Annotated in this window: 9 protein-coding genes; all 9 read left to right on the top strand. The window is 65.3% G+C overall.

Annotated elements, in window-relative coordinates:
* The 9 genes from ACIGJB_RS15310 to ACIGJB_RS15270 all read left to right on the top strand — a co-directional run bounded on the left by ACIGJB_RS15310 (position 1) and on the right by ACIGJB_RS15270 (position 13,992).
* A complete protein-coding gene (locus ACIGJB_RS15310) occupies positions 1-669 on the top strand; it encodes a type IV pilus inner membrane component PilO (protein WP_483709613.1) in 669 nt (222 codons plus the stop codon).
* Positions 666-1,205 carry a pilus assembly protein PilP gene (locus ACIGJB_RS15305; protein WP_483730575.1) on the top strand — a complete coding sequence of 180 codons (540 nt, stop codon included), beginning with the start codon at positions 666-668 and terminating at the stop codon, positions 1,203-1,205. Before ACIGJB_RS15310 ends, ACIGJB_RS15305 begins: the two co-directional genes overlap by 4 nt.
* On the top strand, positions 1,202-3,322 hold the full coding sequence (locus ACIGJB_RS15300; RefSeq protein WP_483730574.1) for a type IV pilus secretin PilQ: 2,121 nt from the start codon (positions 1,202-1,204) through the stop codon (positions 3,320-3,322). Before ACIGJB_RS15305 ends, ACIGJB_RS15300 begins: the two co-directional genes overlap by 4 nt.
* Before the next feature lie 280 nt (positions 3,323-3,602).
* Positions 3,603-4,145 (top strand): shikimate kinase, encoded by a 543-nt coding sequence (locus ACIGJB_RS15295; RefSeq protein ID WP_483732349.1) that lies wholly within the window; start codon positions 3,603-3,605, stop codon positions 4,143-4,145.
* Complete coding sequence (gene aroB, locus ACIGJB_RS15290; RefSeq protein ID WP_483730573.1) at positions 4,142-5,248, top strand: 3-dehydroquinate synthase; 1,107 nt, start codon at positions 4,142-4,144, stop codon at positions 5,246-5,248. Before ACIGJB_RS15295 ends, aroB begins: the two co-directional genes overlap by 4 nt.
* The gene (locus tag ACIGJB_RS15285; protein ID WP_483730572.1) at positions 5,245-6,432 is read left to right on the top strand and encodes a deoxyguanosinetriphosphate triphosphohydrolase; all 1,188 of its coding nucleotides are present in this window, start codon (positions 5,245-5,247) and stop codon (positions 6,430-6,432) included. The genes aroB and ACIGJB_RS15285 overlap by 4 nt, the downstream gene beginning before the upstream one ends.
* Before the next feature lie 105 nt (positions 6,433-6,537).
* A complete protein-coding gene (locus ACIGJB_RS15280) occupies positions 6,538-7,263 on the top strand; it encodes a transposase (protein ID WP_483730571.1) in 726 nt (241 codons plus the stop codon).
* 438 nt (positions 7,264-7,701) lie between these two features.
* Complete coding sequence (locus ACIGJB_RS15275; RefSeq protein ID WP_483732348.1) at positions 7,702-12,408, top strand: glutamate synthase-related protein; 4,707 nt, start codon at positions 7,702-7,704, stop codon at positions 12,406-12,408.
* Positions 12,409-12,528: 120 nt separating this feature from the next.
* Entirely contained in the window at positions 12,529-13,992 is a 1,464-nt protein-coding gene (locus ACIGJB_RS15270) for a glutamate synthase subunit beta (RefSeq protein WP_483730570.1), read from the top strand.
* Positions 13,993-14,002 lie beyond the last annotated feature (10 nt).

The raw sequence follows: 14,002 nt of genomic DNA, 5'->3' as shown, positions 1-14,002 counted from the left end.
ATGGCGCTCAACTCCGAAATCAACCTGTCGGACCTGGCCGGCCAGTTCCGCGGGCTCAACATGAACGAGCCCGAGACCTGGCCGATGGCGCCGCGCGTGGCTTTCGCCATCGCGGCGGCGGCGGTGGTGCTGCTGCTCGGGTGGCAGTTCTACTGGAGCGGGAAGTCCGAAGAGCTGGACCGCCAGCGCGCCGAACAGGAGACCCTCAAGCAGGCTTACCAGTCCAAGGTCGCGCAAGTGGCCAACCTCGAGGCGCTGCGTGCGCAGAAGAAGCAGGTTGAGCAGCGTGTCGCGCAGCTTGAACGCCAGCTTCCCAACAAGACCGAAATGGATGCCCTGCTGGCCGACGTCAACCACGCCGGGGTGGCGCGCGGCCTGCAGTTCGAACTGTTCAAGCCGCAAGCCGCCGTGCTCAAGCCTTACTTCGCCGAGATCCCGGTGAACCTGAAGGTGACGGGCCGCTACCACGATGTCGCGCAGTTCAACGCCGATGTCGCCGCCCTGTCGCGGATCGTGTCGATGCAGAACCTGCAGCTTGCCAATACCAAGGATGGCGCGCTGACCATGGAGGCGGTCGCGATGGCCTACCGCACGCTGGACCCTGACGAGCAGGCCGCGCAACGCAAGGCTGCCGCCAACGCCGCCAAGCCGGCCGGAGGTGCCAAATGAGCCGCCGCGCGAGCCTTTCCCTGCATCGCGCCGGCGTGTTCGCCATGGCCGCGCTGGCTGCCGGCCTGCTCGGCGCATGCGGCTCCGGCGACGAACAGGCGCTGCACCAGTGGATGGACGCCACGCGCAAGGCCAAGGCCCAGCCACCCGCACCGCTGCCCGAGCCCAAGCCCTACGTGCCGCGCGAATACGCCGGACGTAGCGCGCCCGAGCCGTTCGCGCAGACCAAGATCGGCGAACTCAACAAGATGATGGCGGAGTCGCCCGAAGCCGGCCGGCGTCGCGAGCCGCTGGAGGACTATCCGCTCGAAAACTTCAAGATGCTCGGCATGATGAAGAAGAACGGCGAGACCTTCGGCATCGTTCGAGTTGATAACAAGATCCACCACGTAAAGGTGGGTCAGTATCTCGGCCAGAGCTACGGCCGGGTGGTCCGCATCACCGATCAGGAGATCGTGTTGCGCGAATTGGTCCGGGAAGGGGTATCCGAGTGGAAAGAGAAAATGACCAGCCTGAAGCTGGAGGTGTCGGCATGACCCTGGGTCGCTGGTACCGGGCGCTTGCGGGCGCGGCAACAATGGCTCTGGTGCTGGCCTCTCCGGCCGCGCTGGCTCAGACAAACCAGGTGAAGGCGGTCGACTCCAGTGTCGTGGGCGAGCAGACCGTGTTCACCATCGACCTGCAGTCGCCGCCGGCGCAAAAGCCGGTCGACTTCACGACGCAGAATCCGGCGCGCATCGCGATCGATTTCTTCGACACCGCCTTCGCTGCCGGACGCGCCCAGTATGACTACGGCGGCAAGTTGCTGCGCGCCGCCAACGTCATGCAGATCGGCAACCGTACGCGCGTGGTGCTGGACCTGACGCGCACGGCGACCTACCGCACCGAAGTCCGCGGCAACCAGTTCGTGGTGCTGCTGGACAACGTCGCACCCGCGGCCAAGGCGGCCGCGCCCACCTTCGCCGCGCCTTCCGCACCGGCCGCGGCTGCGGTGGGGCGTGCCTCCGTGCGCAATATCGACTTCCGTCGCGGCGCGGACGGCGCAGGACGCGTGGTGGTTGACCTGTCCTCGCGCGAATCCGGCATCAATATCGCGCAGCAGGGCCAGAACGTGGTGGTCGACTTCCTCGGCACCTCGCTGCCCGACAACCTGCGCCGCCGCTTCGACGTCAGCGACTTCGGCACGCCGGTGCAGGGCATGCGCGCCACGGACACCAGCGGCAATACGCGCCTGACTATCGAGCCGCGCGGCAACTGGGAGTACAGCTCCTACCAGACCGACACCCAGTTCGTGGTTGAAGTGCGCCCCGTCAAGGAAGATCCGACCAAGCTGATCAGTGGTCCGGGCTACCGTGGCGAGCGCCTGTCGCTCAACTTCCAGAACATCGACATCCGCTCGCTGCTGCAGGTGTTTGCCGATTTCACCAACCTGAACATCATCACCAGCGACACCGTGCAGGGCAATATCACGCTGCGTCTCAAGGACGTGCCGTGGGACCAGGCCTTGCAGATCGTGATGGATGCCAAGGGGCTGGCTTCGCGCCGCAACGGCAATGTGCTGTGGGTGGCGCCCAAGGCAGAGCTGGCGACCAAGGAAAAGCTCGAGCTGGAGGCGCAGCAGCAGATCAACGACCTGGAACCCATCCGCAGCCAGGTGTATCAGCTGAACTACCAGCGTGCCGAAGACGTGCGCAAGATGCTGCTGGGCCTGGCCACGGGGGCGCCCGGCGCGGCGGCGGCCCCGGCCATTGGCGTCGGTGGCGCTGCCGGCCTGGCGACGCGCATGCTGTCCAAGCGCGGTTCGCTGACCGCGGATGCCCGCACCAACCAGCTGTTCGTATCGGACATTTCGAGCAAGCTCGAGGAAGTGCAGAACTTCCTCGTCAAGATCGACATCCCGGTACGCCAGGTCATCATCGAGGCGCGCATCGTCGAGGCGACCGATACGTTCAGCCGCAACCTTGGTGTCAAGCTCGGCTTCGCCGGCCAGTACAACAACGCCAAGGTGGGGAACACCTACGGCAACGTGCTGCCCGGCGCCACGTCCGACAACGGCCCGTTCCTGAGCCTGCCGGCAGCCGCCATCAACGGCGCGAACCCGGCGAACATCGCGGTCAGCATCTTCAACAGCGCGGCCACCAAGTTCCTGGCGCTCGAACTCTCGGCGCTGGAAGCGGACGGCAAGGGCAAGATCATCTCCAGCCCGCGCGTGGTGACGGCCAACAACATCAAGGCCTTGATCGAGCAGGGCACGGAACTGCCCTACCAGGCGGCGACATCCAGCGGCGCCACGTCGGTCCAGTTCCGCAAGGCCAACCTGAAGCTCGAGGTGACACCGCAGATCACGCCCGAGGGCAATGTGCTGCTTGACGTCGATGTGAACAAGGACAGCGTGGGTATCCAGACCACGTCGGGCTTTGCCATCGACACCAAGCACGTGCAGACCCAGGTGCTGGTCGACAACGGCGGCACGGTGGTCATCGGCGGTATCTACACGCAGACCGAGTCCAACGACACCGACAAAGTGCCGTTCCTGGGGGATATCCCCGTGCTCGGCTACTTGTTCAAGAGCAACGCCAAGGTGCGCAACCGTACCGAACTCCTGGTATTCCTGACGCCGCGTGTCCTGAACGAGAGCGTCACGCTGAAATGACGCTCGCCCCGGCGCGAATGCGGCGTAATTGGCGCCCGGGACGCTGGATGCAGTAGACTGCAAGGCCGCATCGACCGATGCGGCCTTTTTTTGTCCGTGACGACCCATCGCACGGCCATGCCGCATCCGACACTTGCCGCATGCGGCCCAACATAAGAAGATGATGCAGTTTCCAACGGGGGAGGACGGACCGGAATCCGTATTCCCAAGCGACAATCCAGTGACAGCCTTGCCGACGGCCACCGAGACCGGCCGTCCCAATCTCTTCTTCGTCGGCCTGATGGGCGCCGGCAAGACTACCGTGGGCCGGACGGTCGCTCGGCGCCTGCACTATCCGTTCTTCGATTCCGACCATGAGCTGGAAGCGCACTGCGGCGTGCGCATCCCGGTGATCTTCGAGGTCGAGGGCGAGGAAGGTTTCCGCGACCGCGAGGCTGCGATGATCAGCGAGCTGACCGCGCGCAGCGGCATCGTGCTGGCCACCGGCGGCGGCGCGGTGCTGCGGGCGGAAAACCGCGAACTGCTCAAATCCCGCGGCACCGTGGTCTACCTGCGCGCCAGCCCGCATGACCTGTGGCTGCGCACCCGGCACGACCGCAACCGCCCGCTGCTGCAGACCGACGATCCGAAGGGCAAGCTGGAAGCGCTCTACGCCGCGCGCGACCCGCTGTACCGCGAGGTGGCCGATTTCATCATCGAGACCGGCAAGCCCTCGGTGGCGCAGCTTGCTAATATGGTCTTGATGCAACTGGAAATGGCCGGTTTTCGCATCGATCCGGCCCCCGACGCGCCGGAACAGCCGGCTAACGATACGCATCCATGATCACGCTACAAGTCGACCTGGGAGAGCGCAGCTATCCCATCCATATCGGTACCGGCCTGCTCGGCAACGCCGAACTGCTGCGCCCGCATGTGCGCGGCCAGCATGCCGTCATTGTTACGAATGAAACCGTCGGCCCGCTCTACGCGGCCCCCGTGGAAGCCAGCCTGAAGGCGCTCGGCAAGACCGTGCGGGTGGTGACGCTGCCCGATGGCGAGGCTTTCAAGCAGTGGGAAACGCTCAACCTGATCTTTGACGCGCTGCTGTCGGCCGGCGCTGACCGCAAAACCACGCTGATCGCGCTGGGCGGCGGGGTGGTCGGCGACATGACCGGCTTTGCCGCAGCCTGCTACATGCGCGGCGTGCCGTTCGTGCAGGTGCCGACCACGCTGCTGTCGCAGGTGGATTCGTCCGTGGGCGGCAAGACCGGCATCAACCATCCGCTAGGCAAGAACATGATCGGCGCGTTTCACCAGCCGAATGCGGTGATCGCCGATATCGACACGCTGCGCACGCTGCCCCCGCGCGAGCTGGCGGCGGGCATGGCCGAAGTCATCAAGCACGGCGCGATTGCCGATGCGGAGTACTTTGCCTGGATCGAGCGCAATATCGCCGCGCTGAACCAGTGCGACCCGGACCTGATGGCCCTGGCGGTGCAACGCTCCTGCGAAATCAAGGCGGGCGTGGTGGCCCAGGACGAGCGCGAAGGCGGCCTGCGCGCCATCCTGAATTTCGGCCACACTTTCGGCCACGCGATTGAAGCAGGCATGGGCTATGGCGAATGGCTCCATGGCGAAGCGGTCGGCTGCGGCATGGTGATGGCGGCTGAACTGTCGCACCGCCTCGGTTTCATCGACACGGAAACGCGCGCACGCATCCGCGAACTGACGCAGAAGGCGATGCTGCCCATCGTCGCGCCGGAACTGGGCACCGATCGCTATATCGAACTGATGAAGGTGGACAAGAAGGCCGAAGCCGGCAGCATCAAGTTCATCCTGCTGAAGAAGCTTGGCGACGCGTTCATCACCACGGTTCCCGATGCCGACCTGCGCGCGACGTTGGCGCAGGCCGTGCTCAAACCTCCCACCGAGGCCTCGGTCGCGTGAGCGATCGGTTATGCCTCGCAACCCCGACCCCGCCTACGGATTGCCGCATGACCGACCTTGAAAGCCATCTCGCTCCCTACGCCGCCCGCTCCGCGCAGACGCGCGGACGGGTCCATGCCGAGTCCGCATCGTCGTCGCGCAGCGAATTCCAGCGCGATCGGGACCGCGTCATCCACAGTACGGCCTTCCGCAGGCTCGAGTACAAGACCCAGGTCTTCGTCAACCATGAGGGCGACCTGTTCCGCACGCGGCTGACACACAGCCTGGAAGTGGCGCAGATTGCCCGTTCGATCGCGCGCAACCTGCGCCTGAACGAGGATCTCGTCGAGGCGATCTCGCTGGCGCACGACCTCGGTCACACGCCATTTGGCCACGCCGGCCAGGACGCCCTCAATGCCTGCATGAAGAACCACGGCGGCTTCGAGCACAACCTGCAGAGCCTGCTGGTGGTGGACGAGCTGGAAGAGCGCTATGGCGGCTTCAATGGCCTGAACCTGACGTTCGAGACGCGAGAGGGCATCCTCAAGCATTGTTCGCGCGTCAACGCCGCGGCGCTGGGCGAACTGGGCCGGCGCTTCCTGGAAGGCGCGCAGCCATCGCTGGAGGCGCAGCTGGCCAACCTGGCCGACGAGATCGCCTACAACAACCACGATATCGACGATGGCCTGCGCTCGGGGCTCCTGACGCTTGAGCAGCTCGACGAAGTGCCGATGTGGGGACGCCACCGTGCCGAAGTGGCCGCAGCCTTCCCGGGCATCAACGGCCGCCGCGCCATCAACGAAACCGTGCGGCGCATGATCAACACGCTGATCGTGGACCTGATCGAGACCACCAGCCGGAATATCGCCGCGGCGAACCCGCGCTCGATCGAGGCGGTTCGCTCGGCGGGGCCGCTGATCGGGTTCAGCGCGCAGATTCACGAAGAGGCGGCGGCACTCAAGCGCTTCCTGTTCCGGCACCTGTACCGGCATTACCTGGTCATGCGCATGTCGTCGAAGGCGCAGCGCATCGTCTCCGACCTGTTCGGAGCCTTCATGTCCGATTCCCGCCTGCTGCCGCCGCAATACCAGGCGCCGCATGGCGGGGACCAGTCGCGGCTGATCGCGAACTACATCGCGGGCATGACCGACCGCTACGCCATCCGTGAGCACCGCCGCATTTTTGCGGTCAGCGAAGGCGACTAACCCCATCCTTTGTGGGGCGCGGCGGGCAAAATCGTGCCCGAAAAAATTGGGGACGGATCAGGCTATCATTCAGGGCAACCCGGTCCTGATCTCTGCAGCTTCCCGATGGCACGACTTCCCCGCTTTTCCCCGGCCGGCCTGCCGGCGCTTGTGTTGCAACGCGGCAACAACCGGCAACCCGTCTTCCTGGGGCCGGACGATTACTTGCACTACCTGGACAGCCTGCGCATGGCCGCGCGGGAATACGACCTGGCGATCCACGCCTATGGTTTGCGACCTAATCACATCCACCTTGTGGCGACGCCCCGCGGCGCCGACTCGCTGAGCCTGACCATGCAGGCGGTGGGGCGACGCTACGCGCGCTACTTCAATCGCACCGCTGGACGGACGGGCACGCTGTGGGAAGGGCGCTTCCGGTCCGCCGTGTTCGATCCTGCCGCGTGGATGCTGCCGGCGCTGCTATACACCGAGGGCAACGCCATGCGGGCTGGCGAAGTCATGTCGCCGGAAGCCGACCGGTGGAGCAGCCACCGCCATCATGTCGGCATCGAGGCCAGCGCACTCGTGAGCGATCACTCAGCCTACTGGGGCCTCGGCAATACGCCGTTCGAGCGGCAGTCGAACTACCGGTCGCTGAGCAATGAAGGTCTCTCCGGCCGAACCCTTGCCAGGTTGCGCAAGCACGCCCACAGCGGCTGGCCTCTGGGAGACGAGGCTTTCCTTGCCCAACTGGAACGCCAGAGTGCGCGACGCGTACAGCCTTTGCCGAAAGGCCGTCCGAAACGCGAACAGTCGGCCGACCCGAGTCACGAGGACGCATCGGTGGCTTAGGGAGCCGTGGAGTTGATGAGGCGCCACATCGAGACAACGGCTAGCGCATTTAATGTGTCCCCATTTAATTGAATCTTCAAAACTGGTCGTTTTTAAATGTGTTCTGACCCCATTTAAAAATTTTGCGGCGCCGACGGTATTCCCATATAGTTGCCCCACCCACAGTAATTGTGCGGCGCGTCACGCTCGTGTACGCCGCTGCGGTTCCCGTAGTCCCCTGACAGCAGATGAGCCGGTCCAAACCGGCCCACCCGGCGGATATTGTGTCCGGCGCGCAGGCAGAATGCGGTTACCCCTTCGGTCTACCCGGCATTCCGCGCAGCCTTCACCGGAATTCAGCCCGTGGACCAATCGCAAAACCATCCGGCCCAGGAACTGGCCCAGGCGCAGACCAGCGCCACTTCCACTGACATCGCCCTGCGTCCGCAAGCGCAAGGCATGTATGACCCGACCAACGAGCACGATGCCTGCGGCGTCGGCATGGTCGCGCATATCAAGGGCAAGAAGACCCACGAGATCGTCAGCCAGGGCCTGAAGATCCTCGAGAACCTGGACCACCGGGGTGCGGTCGGCGCGGATGCGCTGATGGGCGACGGCGCCGGCATCCTGATCCAGATCCCCGACCAGTTCTATCGCGAAGAGATGGCCGCGCAAGGCGTGAGCCTGCCGCCCGCCGGCGAATACGGCGTGGGCATGATCTTCCTGCCGAAGGAACACGCCTCGCGCCTGGCCTGCGAACAGGAACTGGAACGCACGGTTCGCCTGGAAGGCCAGGTCGTGCTGGGCTGGCGCGACGTGCCGGTCGACGCCAACATGCCGATGTCGCCGACGGTCCGCAAGACCGAGCCGGTCATCCGCCAGATCTTCATCGGTCGCGGCCGCGACATCATGACGACGGACGCGCTGGAACGTAAGCTGTACGTCATCCGCAAGACCGCCAGCCACGCCATCCAGGCGCTCAAGCTTAAGCACGGCAAAGAATACTTCGTGCCGTCGATGTCGGCGCGCACGGTGGTGTACAAGGGCCTGCTGCTGGCCAACCAGGTCGGTGAGTACTACCTGGACCTGCAGGACCAGCGCGCCGTGTCGGCCCTGGCCCTGGTGCACCAGCGCTTCTCGACCAACACCTTCCCGGCCTGGGAACTGGCCCACCCGTACCGCATGGTCGCCCACAACGGTGAAATCAACACCGTGAAGGGCAACGTGAACTGGATCAACGCCCGTACCGGTGCGATCTCGTCGCCGGTGCTCGGCGACGACCTGCCCAAGCTGTGGCCGCTGATCTACCCGGGCCAGTCCGACACCGCATCGTTCGACAATTGCCTCGAACTGCTGACGATGGCCGGCTACCCGCTCGTCCACGCGATGATGATGATGATCCCGGAAGCCTGGGAACAGCACACGCTGATGGACGACAACCGTCGCGCCTTCTACGAGTACCACGCCGCCATGATGGAGCCGTGGGACGGCCCGGCCGCGATCTGCTTTACCGACGGCCGCCAGATCGGCGCCACGCTGGACCGTAACGGCCTGCGTCCGGCCCGCTTCTACGTGACCGAGGACGACATCGTCGTGCTGGCCTCGGAAGCCGGCGTGCTGCCGTTCCCCGAGTCGCGCATCGTCGAAAAGTGGCGCCTGCAGCCGGGCAAGATGTTCCTGATCGACATGGAGCAGGGCCGCATCATCGACGACAAGGAACTCAAGGACAACCTCGCCAACGCCAAGCCGTACAAGAGCTGGATCGACGCCGTCCGCATCAAGCTGGACGAGATCGATGCCAAGCCCGAAGACGTCGCCGCCGAGAAGAAGCCGGTGGCCAAGCTGCTGGACCGCCAGCAGTCGTTCGGCTACACGCAGGAAGACGTCAAGTTCCTGATGGCGCCGATGGCGCTGTCGGGCGAGGAAGCCACCGGCTCGATGGGCAATGACTCGCCGCTGGCCGTGCTGTCGTCGAAGAACAAGACGCTGTACCACTACTTCCGCCAGCTGTTCGCCCAGGTGACCAACCCGCCGATCGACCCGATCCGCGAAAACATGGTGATGTCGCTGGTGTCGTTCATCGGCCCGAAGCCGAACCTGCTCGAGCTGAACAACATCAACCCGCCGATGCGCCTCGAAGTGTCCCAGCCGGTGCTGGACTTCAAGGACATCGCCAAGATCCGCAACATCGAGCACTACACCGGCGGCAAGTTCCGCTCGTACGAACTGAACATCTGCTACCCGACCGCGTGGGGCAAGGAAGGCATCGAAGCGCGCCTGGCCTCGCTGTGCGCCGAAGCCGTGGATGCCGTGCGTTCGGGCTACAACATCCTGATCGTCACTGACCGCCGCGTCGACGCCGACCAGGTCGCGATTCCCGCGCTGCTGGCCACCTCCGCGATCCACCACCACCTGGTGGAGAAGGGCCTGCGCACGTCCACCGGCCTGGTGGTCGAGACCGGCACCGCGCGTGAAGTGCACCACTTCGCGCTGCTGGCCGGCTACGGCGCCGAAGCCGTGCATCCGTACCTGGCCATGGAAACGCTGGCCGACATGGCCGCCGACCTGTCGGGCGACCTGTCCGCCGAGAAGGCGATCAAGAACTTCGTCAAGGCGATCGGCAAGGGCCTGTTCAAGGTGATGTCCAAGATGGGCATCTCCACGTACATGTCGTACACCGGCGCGCAGATCTTCGAAGCGATCGGCCTGTCGCGCGAACTGGTGCAGAAGTACTTCCACGGCACGCCGTCGAACGTCGAAGGCATCGGCATCTTCGAGGTGGCCGAGGAAGCGCTGCGCCTGCACAAGGACGCGTTTGGCAACAGCCCGGTGCTGGACAACATGCTCGACACCGGCGGCGAATACGCATTCCGTATCCGCGGCGAAGAGCATATGTGGACCCCGGACTCGATCGCCAAGCTGCAGCACTCGGTGCGCGCCGACGACGGCAAGGGCGCCTACCAGACGTACAAGGAATACGCCAACATCATCAACGACCAGAGCAAGCGCCACATGACGCTGCGTGGTCTGTTCGAGTTCAAGGTCGATCCGGCCAAGGCGATTCCGCTGGAAGAAGTCGAGCCCGCCAAGGAAATCGTGCGACGCTTCGCCACCGGCGCAATGTCGCTGGGTTCGATCTCGACCGAAGCCCATGCCACGCTGGCCGTGGCGATGAACCGCATCGGCGGCAAGTCGAACACCGGCGAAGGCGGCGAGGACGAGAAGCGCTACCGCAATGAACTGCGCGGCATCCCCATCAAGCAGGGCGACAGCCTGAAGAGCCTGCTGGGCGACGTGATCGAGGCCGACCTGCCGCTGCAGGACGGCGACTCGCTGCGCTCGAAGATCAAGCAGGTGGCGTCGGGCCGTTTCGGCGTGACCGCCGAGTACCTGGCCTCCGCCGACCAGATCCAGATCAAGATGGCGCAGGGCGCCAAGCCGGGCGAAGGCGGCCAGCTGCCGGGCCACAAGGTCTCGGACTACATCGGCAAGCTGCGTTACTCGGTGCCGGGCGTGGGCCTGATCTCGCCGCCGCCGCACCACGACATCTACTCGATCGAGGACCTGGCGCAACTGATCCACGACCTGAAGAACGTCAACCCGTCGTCGGATATCTCGGTCAAGCTGGTGTCCGAAGTGGGCGTCGGCACGGTGGCTGCCGGTGTGTCCAAGGCCAAGGCCGATCACGTCGTGATCGCCGGCCATGACGGCGGCACCGGTGCCTCGCCGTGGTCGTCGATCAAGCACGCCGGCTCGCCGTGGGAACTGGGCCTGGCCGAAACGCAGCAGACGCTGCTGCTCAACGGCCTGCGCAACCGCATCCGCGTGCAGGCCGACGGCCAGATGAAGACCGGCCGCGACGTCGTCATCGGCGCGCTGCTGGGCGCCGACGAGTTCGGTTTCGCCACGGCGCCGCTGGTTGCCGAGGGCTGCATCATGATGCGCAAGTGCCACCTGAACACCTGCCCGGTGGGCGTGGCCACGCAAGATCCGCAGCTGCGCAAGAAGTTCCAGGGCAAGCCGGAACACGTGGTCAACTTCTTCTTCTTTGTCGCCGAGGAAGCCCGCGAGATCATGGCCCAGCTGGGCATCCGCACCTTCGACGAACTGATCGGCCGCGCCGACCTGCTCGACACCAAGGCCGGCATCGAACACTGGAAGGCGCGCGGCCTGGACTTCGGCCGCATCTTCCACCAGGTGGCACTGCCGGCGGACACGCCGCTGTTCCACACCGACGTGCAGGACCACGGCCTGTCGGCCGAAGCCGGCAAGGCGCTGGACCACGTGCTGATCGCCAAGGCACGTCCGGCGATCGAGAAGGGCGAACGCGTGTCGTTCATCCAGCCGGTCAAGAACGTGAACCGCACCGTCGGCGCGATGCTGTCGGGCGTGGTGGCCAAGCAGTACGGCCACGAGGGCCTGCCGGACGACACCATCCACATCCAGCTGCAAGGCACCGCCGGCCAGTCGTTCGGCGCGTTCCTGGCGCACGGCATCACGCTGGACCTGGTTGGCGACGGCAACGACTACGTCGGCAAGGGCCTGTCGGGTGGCCGCGTGATCGTGCGCGCTCCGCACGAGTTCCGCGGCGACCCGACCCGCAACATCATCGTCGGCAACACCGTGCTGTACGGCGCGATTGCCGGTGAAGCGTTCTTCAACGGCGTGGCCGGCGAGCGCTTCGCGGTGCGCAACTCGGGCGCTTCGGCGGTCGTGGAAGGCACCGGCGACCACGGTTGCGAGTACATGACCGGCGGTACCGTGGTGGTGCTGGGCGGCACCGGCCGCAACTTCGCGGCGGGCATGTCGGGTGGCGTGGCCTACGTCTATGACGAGGACGGCCTGTTCGACAAGCGCTGCAACACCTCGATGGTCGCACTGGAAGCGGTGCTGGCCGCGGCCGACCAGGAGAAGGGCCAGAGCCCGTCTTCGTGGCACAAGCTCAACGGCACGCGCCAGCTTGACGAAGTCATCCTGCGCAACCTGATCGAGCAGCACTTCCGCTACACCGGTTCGGAGCGCGCCAAGGCGCTGCTGGCGGACTGGACCACGGCGCGCCGCAAGTTCGTCAAGGTCTTCCCGACCGAGTACAAGCGCGCGCTGGGCGAGATGTACGCCAAGGAACAGGCTGCCCGCGACAGCGACCGCGAAGCCATCGCCGCCTGATCCGCGGCACCACGAGACAGGGGCCGCAGGCAGGGCAACACCGGCGGCGGTCCCGACAAGATACTGACCTCACAGCAAGGCCGGCCACGCCGGTCTTGCCAGCAAGACCAAGGACGCAACATGGGTAAGGCGACTGGCTTTCTCGAATTTCCGCGCCAGAACGAAGGCTACGAAGCGGTAGTCAAGCGCGTGAAGCACTACAAGGAATTCGTGTTCGCGCTGTCCGACAGCGAAGCGAAGCTCCAGGGTGCGCGCTGCATGGACTGCGGCATCCCGTTCTGCAATAACGGCTGCCCGGTCAACAACATCATTCCGGACTTCAACGACCTGGTGTACCGCCAGGACTGGAAGAGCGCCATCGAGGTGCTGCACCAGACCAACAACTTCCCCGAGTTCACGGGCCGCATCTGCCCGGCACCGTGCGAGGCCGCCTGCACGCTGGGCATCAACGAGCTGCCCGTCGGCATCAAGTCGATCGAGCACGCCATCATCGACAAGGCCTGGGAAGAGGGCTGGGTCGCGCCCCAGGCGCCGAAGCACAAGACCGGCAAGACCGTGGCCGTGGTCGGCTCCGGCCCTGCAGGCATGGCTGCAGCACAGCAACTGGCGCGCGCCGGCCATGACGTGACCGTGTTCGAGAAGAACGACCGCATCGGCGGCCTGCTGCGCTACGGCATCCCCGACTTCAAGATGGAGAAGACGCTGATCGACCGCCGCATCGAGCAGATGCAGGCCGAAGGCGTGACCTTCCGCGCCGGCGTGATGGTGACCGACGGCGCGCTGCCGGCCGGCATCAAGAACTACGCCCGCGAAACCATCTCGGCCAAGGACCTGATGGACCAGTTCGACGCCGTCGTGCTGGCCGGTGGTTCGGAAGTGCCGCGCGACCTGCCGGTGCCGGGCCGCGACCTGGACGGCATCCACTTCGCGCTGGAATTCCTGATTCCGCAGAACAAGGAAGTGGCGGGCGACGGCGAGAACAATATCCGCGCCGAAGGCAAGAACGTGATCGTGATCGGCGGTGGCGATACGGGTTCCGACTGCGTCGGCACCTCGAACCGCCATGGCGCCACCTCGGTGAACCAGTTCGAACTGCTGCCGCAGCCGCCGGAAGAAGAGAACAAGCCGCTGGTGTGGCCGTACTGGCCGATCAAGCTGCGCACCTCGTCGTCGCACGAAGAAGGCTGCGACCGCGACTGGTCCGTCGCCACCAAGGAATTCATCGGCGAGAACGGCAAGGTCACCGCGCTGAAGGCCTGCCGCGTCGAGTGGAAGGATGGCAGGATGCAGGAAGTGCCGGGCAGCGAGTTCATCCTGCCGGCCGACCTGGTGCTGCTGGCCATGGGCTTCACCAACCCGGTGGGTTCGATGCTGGACGCATTCGGTGTCGACACCGATGCGCGCAAGAACGCCAAGGCCGCCACCGAGGGCGAGCGCGCCTACCAGACCAATGTGCCGAAGGTGTTCGCCGCTGGCGACGTGCGCCGCGGCCAGTCGCTGGTGGTGTGGGCCATCCGCGAAGGCCGCCAGGCTGCGCGTTCGGTCGATGCGTTCCTGATGGGGCATTCGGAACTGCCGCGCTGATCGCCTTGTC

Source organism: Cupriavidus sp. C2SS-8b (assembly GCF_057073745.1).
The sequence above is the reverse complement of the archived record's forward strand: the minus strand, read 5'-3'. Positions and strand labels throughout refer to the sequence as shown.